This is a genomic window from Enterobacter sp. Taxon_8 (assembly GCF_058354585.1).
This window is the reverse complement of record NZ_CM177989.1, coordinates 2,187,995-2,210,324: the sequence shown is the minus strand read 5'-3', so window position 1 is coordinate 2,210,324 and position 22,330 is coordinate 2,187,995. Positions and strand designations below refer to the sequence as shown.

Here is a 22,330-nt window from a genome sequence, read left to right as displayed (position 1 = left end):
TCCCCTGCTTTCTTGTACCCTTTCAGCGTTTACCCCAATCCCCTAAAAATCGAGACATCCGGACGCCTATGACTGCACATATTTCCAAAGATCCTTTGCATGGCGTAACGCTGGAGATGATGGTCAACGCCCTGGTGGCGAAATATGGCTGGAGCGAGTTGGGCGACCGCATCAAAATTAACTGTTTCAGAAAAGACCCCAGCGTTAAATCGAGCCTGAAATTTCTGCGCCGTACCCCATGGGCGCGCGCGGAAGTGGAAGCCCTGTATCTGGACTCTCTCGATGATGAGGGAAATACAGAGCAGGCGGCGCCCGCCTTTAATCCCTGGGCCAACAGTCGGATTATCAAGAGCTAATACGCAAATGACGCGACACGTAAAACGGATCGGTGCGCTGGCTGCCTGCGCGCTTTTACTTGTGAGCTGCTCCTCAAAACCACCCAAATCACTGGTTACCCCTCTTCCCACCGTCAACAAACCGACGCCGCAGGCAAACGAGCCGATGCGCGGGATCTGGCTGGCGACCGTCTCGCGTCTCGACTGGCCGCCGGTGGCCTCGGTGAATGGCCGCAGCGCGGACCAGCGCATCGCGATGCAAAAGCAGGCGCTGATCGCAAAGCTCGACAACCTTAAGCAGCTCGGCATCAACACGGTATTTTTCCAGGTGAAGCCGGACAGCACGGCGCTCTGGTCATCTAAAATTTTACCGTGGTCAGATATGCTGACCGGCAACATCGGTGAGTATCCGGGATACGATCCGCTGCAGTTTATGCTTGATGAAGCGCACAGGCGCGGCATGAAGGTCCATGCCTGGTTTAACCCCTATCGCGTATCGACCAACACCAAACCGTCCACCATCGCCGCCCTGAACCGGACGTCATACCAGACGCCGTCCAGCGTTTATGTCCAGCACCCGGAATGGGTCCGCATCTCGGGTGACCGCTTTGTGCTCGACCCGGGCATTCCGGAGGTGCGCGACTGGATAACCAAAGTGGTGACCGAAGTGGTGGCGAACTACCCGGTAGACGGCGTGCAGTTTGATGATTACTTCTATGCCGAATCGCCGGGATCCGCGCTCAATGACGCGCAGAGCTGGCGGCAGTACGGCCAGGGGTTTGCCTCAAAAGCCGACTGGCGTAGACACAATACGCAGCAGCTGATTGTCCAGGTCTCCCGCGCGATCAAGCAGACAAAGCCCAACGTGGAGTTTGGCGTCAGCCCGGCGGGCGTGTGGCGTAACCGCTCCTTTGACCCGGCAGGCTCCGACACCCGCGGCGCCGCGGCCTATGATGAATCCTACGCCGATACGCGTCAGTGGGTGCAGCAGGGCCTGCTGGACTACATCGCACCGCAGATTTACTGGCCCTTCTCCCGTGATGCCGCGCGCTATGACGTGCTGACCAGATGGTGGGCCGACGTGGTGAAGCCGACCCACACTCGCCTGTATATCGGCATTGCGTTCTACAAGGTGGGCGAGCCGTCGAGAAAAGAGCCGGACTGGACGGTTCAGGGCGGCGTGCCGGAGCTGAAAAAGCAGCTCGATCTCAACGATTCGCTGCCCAACGTCAACGGCACCATCCTGTTCCGGGAAGATTACCTGAACCAGCCGCAGACGCAGCAGGCGGTAAACTACCTCCGCGGACGCTGGGGTAGCTAAATGCCACCAGGCAGAAACGCCCCGTTTCTGCCTGGTCTTTTACGGCTTCGGCCCGAACATCGCCTCAAGCTGCTGGGCATCCGGCATACCCACCACCTGCTGCAGCTCGTTTTCCGCATTCAGATAGTAAATGGCCGGCGTGGCGTTTGCGCCCAGGCTGTCCATCAGCGCCTGATGTTTTTGCAGGATCGCTACCGTTTCGCGGGAAGCGTCCCCTTCAGGTTTTGGCAATTTTTTCCCACCGGAAAGCTCGTATTCGCGCCAGGCCGAAACCGGATCTTTCGCATTCAGAATCGCTGAGGCGTTACGTCCGCTGTTGGGGTTGAGAAACGCCACCAGCAGCGTGTTAAGCTGAACCTTGCCGGCCTTCACCCACGGCTGCGCTTCGGACCAGAACTGCTTGCAGTACGGACAGAACGGATCGGCAAAGACAAAGACCTTACGCGGGGCACTATCCGCCCCTTCCTTCAGGGGATGCGCCGCGCTGAGGTTCTTCCACATCTCGCGTCCCATTGGGGCGTAGATCTCTTTCTGGAAGTAGCCCTCGCTGAGGTTCTTCCCTTTGTCATCATAAAGATAACCTGAGATCACGTGCTTGCCGTCCGGCGTGAGAAAGAGCGTCACGCCCATATCCTGATACTGCCCGAGCCAGGCTGGCGCTCCGCCCGGCGCATCCAGCTTCTTGATGATTTTGATCTGCTGCTTCTCGCTGAACTGCTTCACCACGTCCGGTATGGCTTCAGCCGCCTGTACCAGCCCTGACGTCGCCAGCGCCGAAAGTAACAGTAATTTTTTCATTTCCCTCTCCGGTTTATCGGGGGCATTTCGCCCCCTTCAGGTTAGCGGTTTTTCAGTGCTTCACTGACCATTTCGTCGAACTGTTCGAACGGCACCCAGCCGGGAAGCAGCCCCTCGCCGATAAGCGTGGCGGGCGTGCCCTGGATCCCCATTTTTTCCGCCACAATGAGGCTTCGCCTGATCGTCAGAAAACTCTCCTCATCCGGCGTCGTCACGCTCACGCCCGCCCGCTTTTGCGCCTCCTGAATGCTGGCGTCATCGTGGTACCCCTTTTTCGCCATCAGGGTGTGGTTCAGCTTCATAAACTGCTCAGGATGCGCACGCCAGACGGTTAACGCGTCTCGTGCGGCGGTCAGCGAACTTTCCGAGCGGAAAGGTAAAAACTTAAAGACCACCGCCACGTCCGGATGTTTTTCGACAATCTTCTCCAGGTACGGATCGAATTTTTTACAGTACGGGCAGTTGTAGTCGGTAAACACCACCAGGGTGAGCTTTGGGTTTTTCGCACCGATGCGCGGGGAGTTCGGATCGTTAAACAGGAAATCAGCGATCATCTTTTGCGCACGCTGCTCCTGGTCCGGCGTCAGCGGCTGCGCGGCGAATACCTGAAGCGGGGCCAGCAGGAGCAGCAGCGTAATAAAGAGTTTTTTCATGACACAGTTAGCCTTTTGCGTTGTTCAGGGTGGTGGCCAGGGTGCGCTTGTCCAGCAGCGGCGAGAGGATCTCGCCATCAGGCTGGCCGGGGCCATACACCGCGTTAAACGGAATGGCGTAGCGGTTTCGCTTCGCCAGAAAATCCGCGATAAACGCGGACGGCTGGCTCCAGTCTCCGCGCAGGGCCACCACGTCCGGCTGGCGCAGCGCGGCAATCACGTCCGGCTGGCTGAGCACCCGATGCTCGTTAACTTTGCAGGTCACGCACCAGTCCGCGGAAATATCCACAAACACCCGTTTCCCCTGCGCCAGCGCGTTCTCGATAGCCTTTTCACTGAGCGGCTGCCACGGGATAGTCTGCGCAACGTTTTGTGCCGGAGCGTCAGGCGCCGCGTTAAGCAGACCGCGCACCTGATACCCGCCGAACGCCGACAGCGCGATGACCACCAGCCAGAACAGCGGCGAAGATTTTTGCCCCTTTAGCGCAAACAGCACCAGCGCGACGGCAGTCAGCCCCAGCATCACGATCTGGCTGACCGCCTCGCCCAGATGCACGCTCAACAGCGTCGCCAGCCAGAGGCTGGAGGCCAGCATCATCAGGCCCAGGATCGTTTTGAGCGTGTTCATCCAGCGGCCGGGTTTTGGCAGCAGCATGGCCGTTTTCGGCACCAGGGCAACGAACAGCCACGGCAGACTCATGCCCACGCCGAGCATCAGGAAGATCAGCCACAGGGCGTGCAGCGGCGCGCCAAGGGCAAAGGCAACCGCCGTACCGAGGAACGGCGCGGAGCACGGCGTCGCCAGCAGCGTGGCGAACATTCCTTCGCAGAAGCTGCCGCCGATCCCCGATCCTCCTGCCGTCGCCAGTCGTCCGGCGGCAGAAGAAGGGAGAAGCATCTCAAACGTCCCAAACAGGTTCAGCGCAAACAGGAAGGTCACGGCAACCATCAGGCCGATAAACCACGGGTTCTGGAACTGAATGCCCCACCCCAGCGACGCTCCGGCCAGCTTCAGCGCGGTGACCATCCCGGCCAGCAGCATAAAGGAGGTGAGGATCCCGGCGCTGGTGGCGAAGAAGCGTAGCCGGATGGTACGCCTGTCCGATCCCGCCTGAAGGATGCTGTTAAGCTTCATGCCCATCACCGGCAGCACGCAGGGCATCAGGTTCAGGATCAGCCCGCCCAGCAGCGCAAAGAGCACCATTTTTCCCGTCCCGCCCGGCGCGGAGGTCTCTTCGGGCGTTGTCCCAACGGTCATGGTGGTTTGCTGCGCCCGATCGCCGTTGGTCAGCACAAACGACAGCCTTTTGCCTGCCAGCGAGGCGGGTTTGTCTCCCCATTCGTCGGTCACGGGTACCGTCACCCGAAGCGCAGTGCCGTCATGTTTAATAACCGGCTCGCCGGGCAGAATATCGCCCTCCAGCGGATCAAAGTAGATCCCCGGATTGTCCCACTTCCCGTCCGTGGTGCCGGTAATCACCAGCTTGTCGCCAGAGAGCCAGGCGGAGAGATCCGTGGATACGCCAGACGTGCCCGGCACGGCGCGCATCGCTTGCTCGAAGGCGCTGCGGAAGCCCTCATCCACCGGCTGGGTAAAATCGAGGTGCAGCAGGTAGTCCGTCAGCAGGCAGACGTTGCTGCACGTAGAGAGCGTTAGCGTCCCGTCGAGCGTGTCGCCCTTCGCTCCGTCGAGCGTAATCGGGATCGTCACCTTATCGTGATAGCCCTGCGTGGTCATGCCGGAGATATCGAAGCGCGACGGCACCGGCCAGGACCAGCTGTCCGTTACGCCTTCCGGCCAGCTAATTTTCGGCGCCACGCCGCCCTCGCCCGGCGATCGCCAGTAGGTTTTCCAGCCGGGCTTTAGCTCAACGGTGAGCAGGCCTTTAACATGCGTTTGTTCCCTCTCCGCCTGAAAGCGGATGCGGGCGTGATCGTTTTGTGGGGAGACCAGCCAGCCGGTGTCTGCCGCATGGGCAATGCCGATGCAGGACAGCCACAGGAAGACGAATCCCCTGAAGAGGTTAACCATGTTGTACTCCGTGAACAGTGAAAAATTATCGTGTGGTGACGATGTTTTTCATTCACGGAAAACGCAGTTTTTCAGGTGTATTCGGGGAGGCGGAGCCTGAACGGGCTGTTGCGCAGGAGCCATTGCCCGCCCTTGCGTAAACAGCTGCAGCAGCGCGAAGAAGATAATAATGGCCGGCAGCGCGCCGTCGAAAAACAGCGGCTGGGCGCAGAGAAGCGAGTGCGCGCCTAGCTGACAGGGCGATGGCCCGGACTGCTCGGTGCTGGTTTGCGTTGGGGCATCTGCACTCAGTGAAATCTGCGGATCCAGTCCCTGTAAAAAATGGTTGAGCATCACCGCGCGCTGCACGAGGCAAAGCGCCATCGCGAGACAGGTGATAATCAAAAGCCATTTTCCGAGGAGCTGACGGTTGCGCATAACATTCCAGAGTGACGAGACGCCCCGATCATAAACGATAGTGATGAATCTACAAGTGCCGGAAGTGTAAGGTTTTGTCTGTCGCCGCTATTCGCCCGTCAGCGCGTCATAGACGTCCCGCAGCCGCGTGCGCAGAAACAGCACCGCCTTGTGCTTGCGGGATAACAGCGCCTGTTCGCTGGCGCCGGTCTCCTCTGCCAGCATTTTAATGCTGTAACCGTGGAGCTCGGTCTTTTCAAACGCCTCGCGCTGCGGCGGAGGAAGTTCAGACAGCGCCTGCCCCAGCTCTTGCCACAGCAGCGTCTTGAGGAACTCCTCTTCCGGCGTGTGCGGTACGCCGAACAGGGTTTCGGCCAGCTCGTCTTCCGGAAAACCGTCGTCGTCATCGCCCGTAAAATAGCCGGAGAGCGATACCTCACGCTTTTTACGCGCCCGGTCGGTCATCTCGTTACGCGCCGCGCGGAACAGCCAGGCGGCGACGTTTTCGACCGGCTGCTCCACTTTCATCAGCTGATACGTCACTTCCTGCAAAATGTCGTCGGCATCATCGCGCACGGAGGTCCGTCCGCGAATGAAGGCTGTCAGCCGGGCGCGGCAGGCATTGAGCGCCGACATCAGCATGGATCCGCCCGCCTCCCCGGCTTTCATCTCGCTCACTCTGCGTCCGGCGCTTTCGGCGTGGCGTCATCGCGCTTATCGTCACGATGGCCGTGCCAGCCGCAGTGCCCGCGACCGTGACGACCAAACCCTTCACGACGCTGCTGAATAAACGCCTCGCGCTGTTCGGGAGTCATGTTCATCCAGCGCTCGTGCATCCGGCGGTGCGCGCCAAACATTCCGGGGCGGAAACCTAACCCGCCAAACAGAATGCGGCTCAGCACCAGAATGCCCAGCGCCTGCCAGAATCCGATGGCCTTCACGCCGAGGATGGCCGGGAGTAAGGCGTTCCACAGGGACATCACCAGCAGGCCGAGCACGATGAAAATCACCGCGCCGATGATTAAGCCCTTACCCATACGGTGGCGACCGAATCCGCGCCCGTGACCCCTGCCGTGCAGTTCAAAATCTCTCATGGTGTTTACCTCGTTTACAGTAACTGATTATGGCTTGTGATGAGGTAGACGGATGAGGAAGAGAAATATTGCTGGGGTGAATATAAAATTTTTTGTGCTGCGGAAACTGGACTCATAGCGGTTAGGGCTGGCGCTCGCTATGAGTCACCTTCAGACCATCATTTTTTGCGAATAATTCGCTTAACGAATGCGATAGCGATGGCGGCCAGTATGATCGACACCAGAGCGAGGAAGATGAGCAAGGACAATAGTGGATTTAACAAGCCACCTAAACTGGTGAAGTCGCTGATACGACCAAGTTGCTCGGACGTGCATACACGCAGAATGATCTCAGGAATAATAAGCAAAAATATAATGACGGTCAGGACATAAACCAAAGCACTCTTGCGCTTTCCCATTTCCGTTGTTGCTCCTTTCTCAATCATGATCAATGATAATAAGATAATGATACTGCAAGGTTATATAAAATGGCACAAAACTATTTGCAACTGAAAATGCAGTCGAATAAACAGTTAGCTATTGCACTAACAAACTCACTTCGAGACATGCATGAAGACCATATGGCAACCCTGGAAAAGGTGAAACAGGGCACACAGCGGCTGGTTAGCTACGGTGCATGCCTGATGCCAGACGAATATTATCGTAACGCTTGCCGTGATACCTGGCGTGAAGACAAACGCTTGGTCCTTGCCTTAGGTGAAATTTACAACCGAAAAGATGTCACTTTAGACATGGTTGAAATCTATTTTAGGAAAACTCTCAATAGACTGGGCGAACAAAAAAGCAAGGACCTGATTGCAAATATCCATAACTTATTGGGAAAAGCCGCCGAACATGCATCGGCTAAAGCCAGCAAGTTAGCCCTCTCCTTTACACTTGCGAATCTGATTATCAACAGCAGGGATTTCAAGCAAAATCACATCAGGCTTGTTAACTCATTCTCGACATGGTTTGTTAATGGTGCCACGCTTTACTCAAAGGCTCAGGTAGCTGCATCTGCAGCTAATCGACTCAAATTTCAGGATCCTCAGTACTACCAGGCGCTTTATAAAGAAAATATTGAGATGTTATATTTCTTAATCGAACCGCAAATGTCTGAAATTATCTACCAGGTAAACTCTGGGGATAATAACGAGCAAGTTATTGGTGACGCTTTGTACGAGATACTCCGGAAATGAAGCAAGCAATCTTATGGCTTTTGAAGTCGTTTTTTTATCTGGTCCCTGCATTGCTTATTGTGATTGGGATATATCTATTTGTACGGTTTGTACCAGGGCATGCTGCTTTACTCAGCTTCGTTTGGGTGCTTGCTATTTCTTTTATTTATGTGAAATACAATAAGTGGTATTAAAACAGTTCTATTAGGTCTACAAGCTGACCTCATGGGGAAGCAACTTAGAAAGTTTCACACACTAAGTTGATAAAAGGCCCCCTCAGGAGCCTCCCCTCATTCAATCAAGCCTGCACCGGCAACCTAAAACTCGAAATACTCCGTGAAAGCTGCTGCGCCTGCTCTTCCAGCGAGGCCGCTGCGGCGGCGGACTGCTGCACCAGCGCGGCGTTCTGCTGGGTCACGCCATCCATCTCGGTCACCGCCTGCCCGACCTGGCCGATCCCGCGGCTCTGCTCTTCGGAGGCGACGGAGATCTGCTCCATCAGCGTATTCACTTTATTCACCGACGTAATGATCGAGTCAATCACCTCGCCCGAGCGGCTCACCAGCTCCGCACCGTTTTTCACGCTGGATACCGATTGCGCGATCAGGCTTTCGATATCCTTGGCCGCCACCGCGCTTTTCTGCGCGAGGGTGCGCACTTCGCTGGCCACGACCGCAAAGCCGCGTCCCTGGGTACCGGCGCGCGCCGCTTCAACCGCCGCGTTCAGCGCCAGAATATTGGTCTGGAAAGCGATGCTGTTAATCACGCTGGTAATGTCTTCGATGCGCTTCGAGTTCGCCGCGATGGTGTTCATCGTGTCGATCACTTCACGGGTCACCGCTTCACCGGTATGGGCATTTTTCACCGCGTCCTGCACCAGTTTACCGGCCTGATAGACGTTGTCGGTATTGTTCGCCACCGTCGCGCTCAGCTCTTCCATGCTCGCTGCCGTCTGGGTCAACGCGGAAGCCTGCTGTTCGGTACGTGACGCCAGGTCGATATTCCCGGAGGCAATCTCCTGCGCTGCGTGCGTTACGGTATGGCTCGCATCGCGCACCTGGGCGATTGTCGCCAGCAGCGCCTGACGCATCTGCTCCATCGAGCTCATAAGATGATCGATTTCGTTATGTGCGCTCCCCTTCACCGGCACCGGAATGTCCAGCTTGCCTGCCGCAATCTGGCTGCAGTGTTCGCGCGCCAGGTTGATCGGCGCAAAGACAAAGCGCTTCATCAGCAGGCTGACGGCGATAATCACCACCACAAACAGGCTGGCGATAGCGGCAACAATCGCCAGGCCAGAGACGAAGTTACTTCTCGCATCTTCGTTCAGGCTTTTGGCGTATTTCTGGTGGACGGAAAGCACCTGGTCGAGAACGATCTCGTACTGGCGGTCAAGGCGGGAGACTTCCGGGATCAGCGCGTTAAATTTGGCGACATCGTGCGCCTCGGCGGCATCGATCAGCGGCGCCAGCCCCTGGTTGCGGTAGTTTTGCCAGCCGTCCTGATAGGCAGTCACCAGCGGCGCTTCATCCGGCAGACGCGGCGACGCCATAAATGCCGCAAAGGCGTGGTCCGCTTTGGTCAGCGCCTCTTTCACGGCGGTAAGCTTGGCAGCCTCGTCGGCAGTATTACCCGCTTCCACCATCTTCACATACTCCATCACCCTCACGCGTAGCGTACGGCTGTGGTTGATGGGGTCAATAATGGACAACACAACCTGGATCTCTTTGTTGACGTTATCCAGCGAATTATTACTTTTAATGATGAGGCCAACGCTGGTGACGGTGCTGACAACAAAGAAGAAAAGCAGCGAGAACAGGACAATCAGGGACGACTTTTTCAACGACATAAACCAATACCTCAAGGAGAATTATTCCTTATGGTTATCGGCGCTTCCAAAACTTAAATTAATTAAAGTTATTGAAGTATCCAGTCGGGCTATTTCGATGACTTATAGCGCCGCTGCAGGGTGGCAGATAGCTTGCGTTGCAACGGTTCCGGGGTCTCCCCCTCGATCAGTTTGCTAATCAAATCAAAGCAGTGCCACGCCAGCTGTCGGTTATCCTGGCGGATGGTATCCACCGGGATCGTCAGCGAATCGTAGAGATAGTGATCGTCAAAACTGGCTAACCTGATATCGCTTTGCAGCAGGTTATGCTGGCCCATATAGCGCAGCACCCCTTCCAGCAGCCCGCAGGCGGCGGCGAAGAGCGCTTTTGGCGGACGCCCCAGGCGGGCGCAGAGTTCAGCAAACATCTCGTATCCCGAGCTCGGGTGATAGTTGCCGTGAATGATCCACTCGGGGCGCAGCTCCACGCCGGCCTCACGCAGCCCTTGCTTAAACCCTTCCAGACGGTCGCGCGTCGGGGATAAGCGGGGCTGGCCGCCGAGAAAGTAGAACTCATCAGGATGCTGGCGCGCAATGTCGGCCACCAGTTCGGTCGTCGGGGTAATGGAATCGGTGATCACCAGCGGCAGCGCGCTGTCGTTGATGTGGCGGTCAAACAGTACCACCGGCAGCTGCTCGCTGAGCTTATGGTAGTCCGCGTCGTTGAGCATGCTGGAGGCCACAATCAGCCCGTCCACCTGACGCGCCACCATGTTGTTCACCACTACCGTCTCCTGCCCCGGATTTTCATCGCTGCAGGAGATCAGCAGCTGAACGCCCGCCTCGCGGCACAGCGTTTCCAGCTCGTGAGAAAAGACGGCAAAACCGTAGTTGGTGATCTCCGGGACCACCAGACCAACGGTGTGGCTGCGGTTATCGCGCAGTGACCGGGCGTGAATGCTGGGCTGATAGTGGTGCTCTTTTGCAATCGCCAGCACGCGCTCGCGCGTCTCTTCCGCCACGCGAAGCTCTTTGCTGCGCCCGTTCAGGACCAGGCTGGCGGTGGCTTTTGACACGCCCGCCAGCTCCGCGATGTCTTTAATGGTGACGCGTTTTGTTTTTCTCACAACGACTTAGATCCGGCTGCCAAAACCCTCATTCTATCATGCAGGCGCGCAGCGACCAGTAGCGTAATGTGATATCGGACGCACCTTCGAATCGCACCCGGGCCGGATGGGCAGGAAAATAGCGGCTGCTCATCACCCCTTCGCCGTGGTTAATGAAGATTTCGACGCTGGAGCGGTCGCAGAGAACGCGTAAATGAGTGACGTCGCCCTGCCAGTAGCGGGTCAGCGTTTCACCGGTTTTCAGGCTCGCGCGTTCCAGACGCACGCCCTGCTCATCGACCATAAGACGCAGCGCGCCGGCAAAATCGACGCTCACGTGCGCGGCGCCCAGCTCAAACTCCAGACGCGTCGCGTCCAGTTCGGGCGCGTCGCTGGCGCGCCCCTGCCAGCGCTGCTCATCTTCACGCAGCGCCGCCAGCTCGCGCGCCGGGATCTGCCAGAGCCTGCCGTCGCGGTACCGTAATTCGCGCGGGCAGGTCATCTGGTGCATCCAGCCGTGCGCCCGGGTTGGCTGAAGCATCTCTTCCCCGTCCGGTACGCCCATCCAGCCGATCAGAATGCGGCGACCGTCTTCCGCCAGCGTGGTTTGCGGGGCGTAAAACTCAAAGCCCGCGTCCAGCTCGTGAAGCTCGCCGTGATCGAATGTGGCGCTGGCGTAATCAAACGCCCCGCTCATCCAGGTAGCCGGATAGGTATTGAGGTAGCGATGCGGCTCGCGCGCAAGCCCCTGCGGGCAGCAGATCAGAACATGCGTTCCGTCGAGGTCAAACAGGTCCGGACACTCCCACATATAGCCCGCGTCCGTCAGGCCGTTAACCCCGTGACCGGCGATCTCCCCGCAGGAAGTCCAGGCGTGCAAATCGGCTGACTTAAAGAGCAGCACCTTGCCGCGCTTTTGCACATCCTGCGCGCCGAGCACCATGTACCACTCCCCTTCGTGCTGCCACACCTTCGGGTCGCGCACGTGTCCGGTGTAGCCTTCCGGCAGCGCCAGCACCGGCCCCAGCTTCGTAAACGTTCCGTCCGGCTGCTCCACGGCCAGGCACTGCCAGGCGGTGCGGCTGCCGTCATCGAACTTGACGTTGCCGGTGTAGCACAGTGTCAAAACGCCCTGGTTGTCCACGGCGCTGCCGGAGTAGCAGCCGTTGCGGTCATACTCTTCGTCGGGCATCAGCGCCAGCGGCTCATGCCGCCAGTGCACGAGGTCCGCAGAGCTCCAGTGCCCCCAGCACTTGAAGCGATGCTCGCAGTCCAGCGGGTTCCACTGATAGAACAGGTGGTAGCGGCCGGCAAACCAGATAAACCCGTTCGGGTCGTTCATCAGCCCCGTCACCGGCGCGGGATGCCACTGCGGATAGTGGCTATCCGCCAGCGCCCGCGGCTGACCTTTCATAACGGCCTGCAGGATCGCAGGCCAGCGGGAAGGTAACGTCATTATTCAGAATCCGTTTTATATTTCAGCAGCAGCGAGACGGTAAACGCCACGCCGAAGGCAATCACCATGCCGATAATATAGTTCAGCAGCGAGCTGGCCTGCACGATGGCCATGCCCGGGATGGCGGTCAGCCCGACGGCAGTCATGTATACATGTACGGAGACCACCCAGGCACCGCCCACCGCGCCGCCGATCAGCGCGGCGATAAACGGCTTAACGAAGCGCAGGTTAATACCAAAAATGGCCGCTTCGGTGATGCCCAGCATCGCAGAGAACGCCGACGGTAAGGTAATGGCTTTGATTTTGGCATCTTTGGTTTTGAACCACACCGCCAGACAGGCGCCGCCCTGCGCCACGTTCGCCATGGCCCAGATCGGCAGCAGGAAGTTAACGCCAATCGACGGATTACCCAGCAGCCCTGCTTCGATCGCGTGGAAGCTGTGGTGAATACCGGTGATCACAATTACCGAGTAAAGCCCGCCGAACAGCAGTCCGGCGAGCCAGCCCGCGTGGGCGATCAGCGTGCTCAGAATAAAGGAGATACCGTCCCCCAGAGCGCGCCCCGCCGGGCCGATAATCAGCAAGGCGATAAAGCCGGAGATGACGACGGTGAGGAACGGGGTCAGGATCAGGTCTAACGCATCCGGGATCGCGCGGCGCAGGTTTTTCTCGACGATGCTCATAAACCAGACGGCCAGCAGCACCGGGAATACCGTGCCCTGATAGCCAATCATCGCAATCTCAAGGCCGAAGAAGTTCATGGTGTGGAAGCCCGACGCCACGCCCCAGGCGTTGGTCAGCGCCGGGTGGGTCAGAATGCCGCCCAGCGTCGCGCCGAGGTACGGGTTACCGCCAAATTCGCGCGCGGCGGTGAAGCCAATCAGAATAGGCAGGATGATGAACGCCGCGGAGCTGCACATGTCCAGCATGATGTAGATGGCATTATCCGCGTTGACCCAGCCGTAGGTTTTCACCATGCCGAGCAGGCCCATCAGCAGGCCGGACGCCACAATCGCGGGGATGATTGGCACAAAGATGTTGGAGAGCAGACGGGCAATGCGCTGGAACGGGTTCAGCTTGCGCGCCGCCAGATCCGCGGCTTCCGACTTGCTGGACTCACTTATCCCGGCCGCCTGAATAAACGCGGCGTAAACCTTGTTGACCACGCCCGTGCCAAAAATCACCTGCATCTGCCCGGCGTTACGGAAGCAGCCTTTTACGCCATCGACCTTGCCGATGGCCTGCTGATCCGCCAGCGCGTCATCGACCAGCACCAGACGAAGACGCGTTGCGCAGTGCGCCGCGCTGGCGATATTTTCCTTGCCACCGAGCAGCGGAATAAGCTCGCGGGCGATTTGATTAAAATCCATAGATACCTCTGCCTGACTTCTTTTTATGATGTACGAGACGCTCCCGCCAGGCGGGAGCGTGATGGGTTAAAACCAGGTTTCCATCTGGACCCCAAAGTTCCATTCCCCGCCGGCGTTGAAGCCGCTGCTGCCAAACGCATCATCGCTGGCGTAATGATCCAGTTTGCTGCTCCAGTCCATCCAGGTGGCAAACAGGCGCAGCTCAGGACGGCTGAAGAAATCGCCGATTTTGCTCGCTTTTAAGGTTGGCGCAAAGGTCAGCTTGTAGAAACTGCCGTTGACGGCGTTGCGGTCCTTATAGCCTTCCGGATTTAAATCCATGTACTGATAGCTTCCCTCAAACGCCAGCGCGAAATTCTGGGTGACCTCTTTAATCAGGCGGGTGTTGAGCGTTACCCACTCATAGCTATCGCCCTTGACGTAGCGATCTTTACTGCTCTGCGCCAGAACGGCGGGCGCAATGCTCCAGCCGCCGCCCACAGGCGTGACACCGTAACTTGCGAAGCGCCAGGTATCCGCCTCAGACAGCAACGCGCCGTCGGAGCCGATGCTTTTGACTTCCGCCCCCAGACCGTGACCGTACAGAAGCGCCGTTTTGGCAGTCCCTTCGCGCAGGCCGTAGAAGCTATCATTATGCAAGCCTACCAGGGCATGAACGCCGTGATTGGCGGCATCCGTTTTAATCAGATCGCCGTTAGTGTCTTTACGGTCGTCGTTATCCTTCGCCCGCAGGCCGCTCACCATCAGCTGGAACGGGCCGGCGAAGTGGTTCATGCTGAGAATATAGTTTTGAACGTTGTTGTCGGTCTGCTCCACGCTGCCGAAGTTGCGGCCGTAAATGGAGAAGTTACTGCGCAGCGAATCGTTCCATTTCACGTCGTAGACGCCGCCGCCGGTACCGGCCAGGAACACCACGTCGGAGTCCAGCCAGTGAATGTCAAAGTTGTCCCGGTCGAAGCGTTTACCCGCCCAGAAGGTACTCCCCTTCAGCGCGCCGGTAAAATCAGGCAGGTTGCCCAGCTCCGCGAAGGCCTGACGAATATTGAGATCGCTGGTATCGGCTGACCAGTCGTTATAGGTTCTCTGACCGTCGGCCAGCATCGCCTTGAAGCGCGTGGTCGCCCCGTTATCCAGGGTTTGCTTGTGCTCCAGGTTCAGCTCGACGTAGGTGTCGGCTTCGTTACCCAGACGCCCCACCGCGCCGCCGGTTTCTCCGGCTGGGGTCAGATAAGGGCCGCTTTTGCTGCTGGAGGCGGCATCATTCATCAGCAGGCCCGAGCGGGCGTAGCCGTGGAACTCAAACCCGCCGGTCTGATCCGCCTTCTTCTCCAGCGCGGTGGTGCGCTGCGCCACCGCCTGAGTTGTCGTTTGCGTCTGCTGCTGAGCGGCAACCAGCTGCTGCGTTTTTTGTTCCGCATCGGCGGCGCGTTTTTCAGCCACCTGCGCACGCGTTTCCGCCGCCTGGAGGCGCTGCTCCATCGCGGCAAGACGCGCTTCGATACTTGTCATATCCGTTTGGGCAAAAACAGAGGTACTTCCGGCCAGCATGCCTATCATCACGGCAAGTCTGCGTTTTTTATACATTTTGTCGCATCCCTAAAAGAAGTCATTAAACGTGCTAAATTGCTAAACCGGTTTAGGTTGCTGATACTAAACCTGTGAATTTTGGATCGGCAATCTTTTTTGCTAAACCGTTTTAGTAAGTGTGATCGAGGCGACAATTCAGGCCGCCGGATGGCGGCCTGTGAAGGGAGGAATTACAGTTCGTGCTGCCACGGCAAGGCGGTCATCGCCCCTTTGGCCGTGGTGGCTAATGCGCCGCAGCGCTGGGCTAAGGCGATGACCGGCGTCAGGTCCTGCCCGGCAGCCAGCCCGTAGAGCAGTCCCGCCACGAAGGCATCGCCCGCGCCGGTGGTATCGACACACTCCACAGGCGTTGCCGGATAGTGCTCCACGGAGCCGTCATGCCAGGCGATGACGCCCTCTTTACCCTGAGTGACCAGCACCAGACGCGCCGGGCAGCGCTGCATCAGCACTTCCAGACCGACGTTGACCTCCGCGCTGCCGGTGAAAAAGGCCAGCTCTTCTACCGAAAGTTTCACCACGTCGGCGCTTTGCAGGGCCTGCTCCAGGCAGCCATGCAGTGCGTTCTCATCCGGCCAGAGGTCCGGGCGAATATTGGGGTCGAAGCTGACGTAACCGCCCGCTTCACGGATGGCGGCCATTGCCTCAAATGTCGCAGTACGGCTCGGCTCGGAGCTTAGCGCGATGGAGCAGACGTGCAGCCACTCTCCGGCGCTAAACGGTGGCAGATCGGCGGGTTCCAGAAACAGATCGGCGCTCGGGCGCACCATGAACGTAAACGAGCGCTCGCCGTGGTCGTCGAGATCGACCACTACCGTTGAGGTGCGGTGCGCCGGGTCAAGGCGCATCCACGTCACGTCAACCCGCTCGTCAGCGAGCGTTTTCGCCATAAAGCGCCCGAAAGGATCGTCGCCAACCCTGCCGATAAAGGCGCTCTGGCCGCCGAGCCGGGCAATACCGACCGCAACGTTTGCCGGTGCGCCGCCGGGACACTGCAGCAATCTGCCTTCTCCATCTGGCAGTAAATCCACTACCGCATCGCCAAGTACCCAGATTTTCTTCATGTGATCCTCTTAGCTAAACTATGTTAAACCGTTTTAGCTATTTAAGCACAGGCCGGGCAAAGGGGAAACAACGGGAGGGAAAATTGGCTTAACGCACCAGATGAGGCCAGTGAATATCACCAACGCCATTTAGCTGCGGCCGGGCAAACAGGAAGCCCTGGAAACGACGGATACCGGCGGATTCAAGCCAGCACCACTCTTCTATTTTCTCAATACCTTCAGCCACCAGGGTGATTTCCAGATCGGAGCAACAGCTGATGATGGAGCGCACGATCGCCTGCTTCGGGCCGCTCAGGTGGATGTTGCTGACAATTTCGCGGTCGATTTTAATCTTGTCCGGCTGGAAGCGGGTCAGCAGCGAAAGCCCGGCATAGCCCGAACCAAAATCATCGATCGCCAGGCCAATCCCCTCGCCGCGAAGCTGCTTGATGGCGCTATTAAACTGGTTGAAGCCGGAGATCATCTCGTTTTCCGTCACTTCAATGACCACCTGCTCCGGCTGAAGGCCATGTTTTTTTATCTCGCTGACCAAAAATTCCACGGCGTTGGGGACATTCACCAGCGACATCGGCAGCAGGTTTACCGCAATCTTATGGCTGCCAATGCCCAGCTTTTCCGCGAGAGCAAAGGCATACGCTTTCGTCTGGAGATCGACTTCGTAGATTTTGTCCGGGTCAAGGGCGCTGAAGAAATGCTCCGGGCTGCCGCCTTCGTTGCCGCGAATGAGGGCTTCAAGCGAACTGATCTTCCCTTCCGAGGGCTCAACGATGGGCTGGAGCGCAAACTGACAGGTTTGGTTGGCCATCAGCCCCAGGTGTTCGCCAAAGGGCAACGCCTCGGGTGAAAGCGTCCATTTTTCAGGTACGTAGCGTGCACCCGACAGGGCCGGACGTTTGCCTGTGATAAACGTCTGAATAAATTTGAACACCCGGTCATCGGATGTGAGATAGCTTTCCAGCTTGCTGTAATTCAGAACCGACTGCAGCACCTCTTTCGGTGACTGCGTCTGCAGATCGAACAGCAGCATACCGACGTTTTCGAAGCGCCTGCGCGGGCCATAGTCCCGCATCAGCTCAACCACTCCACTGTGCCGCTTGTCGTCACGGATTTTATGGAACAGCTTGAGCACGCTCTCTTCCGACCCTTCGAGTATTTGCAGCACGTCGCTGCCTTTTGCGAGCAGAACCCCGGTGATATTCAGACTGGCATTGCGGATCCGGGCGCGCTCCACCAGTTCCCGCAGCTCGGTGGAGGGGCGGGATAAATTCAACTGGCTTCGGTAAATCAGAGTCGTCAGCACAAAAATGGGTTCCGATGAGAAAGTGAGGTGCCTTGAAGCTACTATTTAACATACTTAATCAATGCGACCTAACATATTCACACCACAGGGGAACGTTACTTTTCCCCGTTGCCAATTCGGCTGTCGATCCTCTCCTGCATATAGTCGTAGAACGGGTTCGAGGTGACCCGCATCAGCGCCTCTTTTCCGACGCTCAACACGGACGTTTCTCCCCAGAGCGCAATCGTCCCGAGGCTGATGCCGTAGCGGTTTTTCACTGCAGGTTCACGACCATAAAGATCGTCATCCGGCGGGAACGGCACCGCAACGTGCGACAGGGAATAGACATCCTGCGGCCAGGACTGCGCAAGCGGCACGACCTTCTCCTGCGTGCTGCCTGCTGGAGTGATTTTCGCCACCGTCGAGAAACTGTGCTCGCCGGCATTGGTGATAACAGTGACACTGTAACGCCTTTGCGCAACCGGCAGCAGCGCCAAGGATGCCGTCCACGACGACGGTTTGAACAGCGGACGGAAGCTGGCTGCCTGATTGATGTCAAACACCACCAGTTCGCTGCCGTTTGCCGGAAGCTGGTCAAACAGGCCGGTCACCACCGCGCGGGTGCTGACCGTAGAATCCATGACCGACTGGAACGCCAGCACCGGCGGCAAATTCGCCAGCCTGTTTTCCCGCGCCTCACGGCCAATCTGCTCCTGCAGGGCCTTCGTCAGCAGCCAAGACTGGCGAGCGGCGTTAACCGGGAAAGAATTGTATTTATACGGATTATATTCCGGCGCAATATTCAGCCAGGCTGCTTTAGCAAACGCCGGCAGCAGCGCCGGTAACCCGGCGAAACCGGCAAAGCGCGCAAAGGCCGTCACGCCGATCATCGGTGAGAGCAGGATCACCTGCTGGGGTTTACGCAGCGCAGAGGTGTCAAGCGCATCAAGGGTATATTTCATCGCCAGCGCCCCGCCGTTTGAGTAGCCCACCAGATGCAAAGGCACAGCTTCACCCGCCAGGCGCGTGGCTTCCCGCACCGCAAGACGCGTCGCCGCCAGCCACATTTCCCAGTCAACGTCCGTCAGCGCACCGGGCGCGGTGCCGTGTCCGGGTAGACGCGGGACGACGGCCACAAAGCCGTGCTGCTGATAGTTCACGGCAAGACGCCTGACGCTGTAAGGAGAATCCGTCAGTCCATGCAGCAACACCACCGCGCCGCGTGGCTTTCCGGCCGGCATCAGCACAAAGGAGCGGTTGGCATCGGGGGCAAACTGACCGGGCCACACCAGGCTCTGGCGGTAGTAGCGGTTTAACGGGGTTTGTTCCTCGCCCGCTGTTTTCGCCGTCACCGCGTTATCCAGATCGGTGAAAATCGCCTTTTCCCGGGCCTGATACCCGGCTAAGTCGGTGTTGTCCATCTCGCGCGCGGACATCTCATTGGCCCGCCAGGTGTGCCACAGGTGCAGTTCCGGTCCCTGCTGCGAGAGATAGACCCGCACCGCCAGCAGGACGACCAGTACGATCCCCACGACCATTCCTGTTTTCTTTGCAAGCGCGATCAGGCGCACGCTGACTCGCCAGGGCAGATTTGCCATGCCGGGATCCCTTTTATATTCACAGTACATCTATCTTATCAAAAATGTGAACGGACTGACGTATTCACCAAATTCATACCTGCCCGCTCAGCCAGTGCACCAAAAGTGAACTACGCTGCACAAATGTTGATCATTGGTTAACTAAATATTGCATGAAGTTTACTGCTCAGCGGTTTTTCGCCCGCCTGTGAATATGGCACGCGTCATGCATTGTTAACCGGGTAACACAAATTCGACCATTGACAGCCTGTTAACAGCGAGGCGGTATGACGACGAAACCTGAGATGCTGAGCCGTATCGAAGCGACGTTCAGCCAGCTCACGCCCAGCGAAAAGCGGGTCGGAAGCTGGCTGCTGGCGCACGCCGCGCAAATCCCGTTTGAAACGGCGGAAAGTGTGGGTCAGGCGAGCGGGACCAGCGGAATTACCGTCGGACGCTTCCTGCGCAAGCTGGGGTACCGCAACCTGGAAGATGCCAAAAAAAGCCTGCGCGATCCGTATCAGCCCTGGGGCATGAACGAGCGGCTCGACTCCTGGCAGCAGCAGCGCCCTCTTTCCAGCCGCCTTCAGCACGCCCTGTCGCTGGAAGTGGATGCCATCACGCAGGTGTACCAGCTGGCGCAAACGGACGCTTTTCGTCAGGTGGTGCACCATCTGGCCCACGCGGACGCGGTCTTTGTGCTGGGGATCCAGTCCACGCGCGGGATTGCCAACGCCTTCTTCAGCCACCTCGAGTACCTCCGCCCGCGGGTGAGCTATTCGGAGGGCGCTTCCGGCAGCTGGGTGGAATCCCTCAACTCGGGGTTTTCGCATCCGTACGTCGTGCTGACTGACACGCGCACCTACTCTGCGATGGCCCGTCAGTACTGCCGCGTCGCCAGCGAGAAAGGCATTCCGCTGGCCTTAATCACCGACATCTGGTGCCCGTGGGCGCGGGATTACCCGATGGATTTGCTGCAGGTGAAAACCGATACCGGTCATTTCTGGGATTCACTTGCCCCCGTGAGCTGCCTGTTCAACCTGCTGCTGTCGGGCGTGGTGGAAGCGCTGGGTGAAGCGCTCCCGGCGCGCCTGGCAGTAAACCGACAATTACAACAAGAGTTTGGTCAATTCGAACGCTAAAGGAGCGGAGCTATGCCCGTAGAGAGTGAACTGATTGATGTGGCGAAGACGTTCCCCACGCTGCATGTCGATCTGAAGTACGCCACCGCCGACAACATCACCGGCCGCCCTATCTATCAGGAGGCGCTGTGCCTGCTGCATACCGATGCCGCTACCGCGCTGGCAAAAGCCATCAGCATTGCCACGCTGGCCGGGCTGAAGCTGGTGGTCTACGACGCCTATCGGCCGCAGCAGGCGCAGGCTCAGCTGTGGGAGGCCTGCCCGAACCCGGAATACGTGGTCGACGTAGCGATTGGCTCCAACCACAGCCGCGGCACGGCCATCGACGTCACCCTGATGGACGAACATAACGCCGTGCTGGATATGGGCGCCGGTTTTGACGAAATGCACGACCGCTCGCATCCGTATCACCCCTCCGTGCCGCCGCACGCCCAGCGTAACCGTCTGCTGCTGAACGCCATCATGTTTGGCGGCGGTTTTGTGGGTATCAGCAGCGAATGGTGGCACTTCGAACTGCCGAACGCCGCCAGCTACCCGCTGCTTGACGACCGTTTTGCCTGTTTTCCCCTGACGCACACCTCTCTTTGAACCTGGAGCACTGCCATGAAAACATCGCTTCTCACGACCATCATTGCCGCCACGCTGGCCCTGAGCGCACCGCTGGCGCTGGCTGCCGTCCCGAAAGACATGCTGGTCATCGGTAAAGCCGCCGACCCGCAAACGCTCGATCCGGCCATCACCATTGATAACAACGACTGGACCGTCACCTATCCGTCCTACCAGCGTCTGGTCAAGTACAAGCCAGGCTCTACCGAGGTAGAAGGCGATCTGTCGACGGGCTGGAAAGCTTCCGACGACCAGAAAGAGTGGACCTTCACCCTGGCGGATAACGCCAAATTCTCCGACGGCACGCCGGTTACCGCCGAGGCGGTCAAACTCTCCTTTGAGCGCCTGCTGAAGCTCAGCCAGGGGCCGTCTGAAGCCTTCCCGAAAGATCTGAAAATTGATGCCGTTGATGACCATACGGTGAAGTTCACCCTCAGCCAGCCGTTCGCGCCTTTCCTCTACACCCTGGCAAACGACGGGGCGTCCATCATTAACCCGGCGGTGCTGAAGGCCAATGCCGCAGACGATGCGCGCGGTTTTCTGGCGCAAAACACCGCCGGTTCCGGGCCGTTTATGCTGAAAAGCTGGCAGAAAGGCCAGCAGCTGATCCTGGTCCCTAACCCCCACTGGCAGGGTGAAAAGCCGCACTTTAAGCGCGTCTCGGTAAAAATTATCGGTGAGAGCGCGTCGCGCCGTCTGCAGCTTTCCCGCGGCGATCTGGACATTGCCGACTCCCTGCCGGTCGATCAGCTGGCGGCCCTGAAGCAGGAAGGCAAAGTCGCCGTCGCCGAATACCCGTCCCTGCGCGTGACCTACCTCTACCTCAACAACAGCAAAGCGCCGCTCAATCAGGTGGATTTACGCCGCGCGGTCTCCTGGGCGACGGACTATCAGGGGATGGTGAAAGGCATTCTGAGCGGCAACGGCAAGCAAATGCGCGGCCCGATCCCGGAAGGCATGTGGGGTTTTGACGCCGCGGCTATGCAGTACAGCCTCGACGAGGCCAAAGCTAAAGCAGCCCTGGAGAAGGTCAAAGACAAGCCCGCCAGCCTGACCTTCCTCTACTCGGACAACGATCCAAACTGGGAGCCTATCGCCCTCTCAACCCAGGCCAGCCTTGGCAAGATCGGCATTAACGTCAAGCTGGAGAAACTGGCCAACGCCACCATGCGCGACCGCGTCGGCAAAGGCGATTACGACATCGCCATCGGCAACTGGAGCCCGGACTTTGCCGACCCGTATATGTTCATGAACTACTGGTTCGAATCGGATAAAAAAGGGCTGCCGGGCAACCGCTCGTTCTATGAGAACAAAGAGGTCGATTCCCTGCTGCAGGCCGCGCTGAAAACCACCGACCAGGCGGAACGCACCAAAGATTATCAGCAGGCGCAAAAGGTGGTCATCGACGAAGCGGCGTACGTTTATCTGTTCCAGAAGAACTACCAGCTGGCGATGAACAAAGAGGTCAAAGGCTTCACCTTTAATCCGATGCTCGAGCAGGTGTTCAACATCGCCACCATGAGCAAGTAACC

The 22,330-nt window shown here is 58.2% G+C and carries 21 protein-coding genes; 6 read left to right on the top strand and 15 right to left on the bottom strand.

Translation table 11 applies throughout. The features are described from left to right. Nucleotides 1–68: 68 nt before the first annotated feature. Together AC4IBF_RS10445 and AC4IBF_RS10440 are read left to right on the top strand one after the other, a co-directional pair. Nucleotides 69–356, top strand: a complete 288-nt coding sequence (locus AC4IBF_RS10445; RefSeq protein ID WP_111963589.1) for a VF530 family protein — start codon at nt 69–71, stop codon at nt 354–356. Nucleotides 357–363: 7 nt separating this feature from the next. Next, nucleotides 364–1,656, top strand: a complete 1,293-nt coding sequence (locus AC4IBF_RS10440) for a glycoside hydrolase family 10-like protein (protein WP_133294454.1) — start codon at nt 364–366, stop codon at nt 1,654–1,656. Nucleotides 1,657–1,695: 39 nt separating this feature from the next. Here the strand turns inward: AC4IBF_RS10440 and dsbG are convergent, their stop codons facing one another. From dsbG to AC4IBF_RS10405, 7 genes are all read right to left on the bottom strand, one after another. Continuing rightward, a complete protein-coding gene (gene dsbG / locus AC4IBF_RS10435; protein ID WP_491463300.1) occupies nt 1,696–2,454 on the bottom strand; it encodes a thiol:disulfide interchange protein DsbG in 759 nt (252 codons plus the stop codon). A 41-nt stretch (nt 2,455–2,495) separates the two neighbouring features. Then, the gene (locus AC4IBF_RS10430) at nt 2,496–3,107 is read right to left on the bottom strand and encodes a DsbA family protein (RefSeq protein WP_048029937.1); all 612 of its coding nucleotides are present in this window, start codon (nt 3,105–3,107) and stop codon (nt 2,496–2,498) included. A 7-nt stretch (nt 3,108–3,114) separates the two neighbouring features. Further along, entirely contained in the window at nt 3,115–5,139 is a 2,025-nt protein-coding gene (locus tag AC4IBF_RS10425; RefSeq protein ID WP_252092974.1) for a protein-disulfide reductase DsbD family protein, read from the bottom strand. Between the two features lie 48 nt (nt 5,140–5,187). Next, a complete protein-coding gene (locus AC4IBF_RS10420; protein ID WP_133294457.1) occupies nt 5,188–5,556 on the bottom strand; it encodes a hypothetical protein in 369 nt (122 codons plus the stop codon). 87 nt (nt 5,557–5,643) lie between these two features. After that, nucleotides 5,644–6,204, bottom strand: coding sequence for an RNA polymerase sigma factor (locus tag AC4IBF_RS10415; RefSeq protein WP_491463316.1), 561 nt, complete (start codon nt 6,202–6,204; stop codon nt 5,644–5,646). Between the two features lie 5 nt (nt 6,205–6,209). Next, nucleotides 6,210–6,629: a hypothetical protein gene (locus tag AC4IBF_RS10410; RefSeq protein ID WP_021240169.1), complete on the bottom strand. Its 420-nt coding sequence runs from the start codon at nt 6,627–6,629 to the stop codon at nt 6,210–6,212. Between the two features lie 158 nt (nt 6,630–6,787). Next, the gene (locus tag AC4IBF_RS10405) at nt 6,788–7,027 is read right to left on the bottom strand and encodes a hypothetical protein (RefSeq protein WP_133294458.1); all 240 of its coding nucleotides are present in this window, start codon (nt 7,025–7,027) and stop codon (nt 6,788–6,790) included. A gap of 69 nt (nt 7,028–7,096) precedes the next feature. On the opposite strand from AC4IBF_RS10405, the gene AC4IBF_RS10400 reads away from it, so the two are divergent. Beyond that, nucleotides 7,097–7,807, top strand: coding sequence for a hypothetical protein (locus AC4IBF_RS10400; RefSeq protein WP_168708004.1), 711 nt, complete (start codon nt 7,097–7,099; stop codon nt 7,805–7,807). Nucleotides 7,808–8,084: 277 nt separating this feature from the next. On the opposite strand, the gene AC4IBF_RS10395 is transcribed toward AC4IBF_RS10400, so the two are convergent. The 8 genes from AC4IBF_RS10395 to AC4IBF_RS10360 all read right to left on the bottom strand — a co-directional run bounded on the left by AC4IBF_RS10395 (nt 8,085) and on the right by AC4IBF_RS10360 (nt 19,071). Then, nucleotides 8,085–9,635, bottom strand: coding sequence for a methyl-accepting chemotaxis protein (locus AC4IBF_RS10395; protein ID WP_491463299.1), 1,551 nt, complete (start codon nt 9,633–9,635; stop codon nt 8,085–8,087). 89 nt (nt 9,636–9,724) lie between these two features. After that, nucleotides 9,725–10,741, bottom strand: a complete 1,017-nt coding sequence (locus AC4IBF_RS10390) for a LacI family DNA-binding transcriptional regulator (protein WP_136194898.1) — start codon at nt 10,739–10,741, stop codon at nt 9,725–9,727. A 28-nt stretch (nt 10,742–10,769) separates the two neighbouring features. Further along, nucleotides 10,770–12,176: a sucrose-6-phosphate hydrolase gene (locus tag AC4IBF_RS10385; protein WP_491463298.1), complete on the bottom strand. Its 1,407-nt coding sequence runs from the start codon at nt 12,174–12,176 to the stop codon at nt 10,770–10,772. Next, a complete protein-coding gene (locus AC4IBF_RS10380; protein ID WP_023619263.1) occupies nt 12,176–13,546 on the bottom strand; it encodes a sucrose-specific PTS transporter subunit IIBC in 1,371 nt (456 codons plus the stop codon). Before AC4IBF_RS10380 ends, AC4IBF_RS10385 begins: the two co-directional genes overlap by 1 nt. A 66-nt stretch (nt 13,547–13,612) precedes the next feature. Then, nucleotides 13,613–15,130, bottom strand: coding sequence for a carbohydrate porin (locus tag AC4IBF_RS10375; protein ID WP_491463297.1), 1,518 nt, complete (start codon nt 15,128–15,130; stop codon nt 13,613–13,615). A 173-nt stretch (nt 15,131–15,303) separates the two neighbouring features. After that, nucleotides 15,304–16,194, bottom strand: a complete 891-nt coding sequence (gene cscK, locus AC4IBF_RS10370) for a fructokinase (protein WP_491463296.1) — start codon at nt 16,192–16,194, stop codon at nt 15,304–15,306. Between the two features lie 88 nt (nt 16,195–16,282). Continuing rightward, nucleotides 16,283–17,494, bottom strand: a complete 1,212-nt coding sequence (locus AC4IBF_RS10365) for a diguanylate phosphodiesterase (protein WP_491463295.1) — start codon at nt 17,492–17,494, stop codon at nt 16,283–16,285. Between the two features lie 95 nt (nt 17,495–17,589). After that, a complete protein-coding gene (locus AC4IBF_RS10360) occupies nt 17,590–19,071 on the bottom strand; it encodes an alpha/beta hydrolase (RefSeq protein ID WP_491463294.1) in 1,482 nt (493 codons plus the stop codon). Nucleotides 19,072–19,337: 266 nt separating this feature from the next. Here AC4IBF_RS10360 and AC4IBF_RS10355 point away from each other — a divergent pair, with 266 nt between their 5' ends. The 3 genes from AC4IBF_RS10355 to AC4IBF_RS10345 are packed head-to-tail and all read left to right on the top strand — an operon-like array spanning nt 19,338 to nt 22,328. Continuing rightward, complete coding sequence (locus AC4IBF_RS10355) at nt 19,338–20,192, top strand: MurR/RpiR family transcriptional regulator (RefSeq protein WP_115875140.1); 855 nt, start codon at nt 19,338–19,340, stop codon at nt 20,190–20,192. Between the two features lie 12 nt (nt 20,193–20,204). After that, on the top strand, nt 20,205–20,780 hold the full coding sequence (ddpX, locus tag AC4IBF_RS10350; protein WP_115875142.1) for a D-alanyl-D-alanine dipeptidase: 576 nt from the start codon (nt 20,205–20,207) through the stop codon (nt 20,778–20,780). Between the two features lie 15 nt (nt 20,781–20,795). Then, on the top strand, nt 20,796–22,328 hold the full coding sequence (locus AC4IBF_RS10345; RefSeq protein WP_136194904.1) for an ABC transporter substrate-binding protein: 1,533 nt from the start codon (nt 20,796–20,798) through the stop codon (nt 22,326–22,328). The last annotated feature ends 2 nt before the right edge of the window (nt 22,329–22,330 follow it).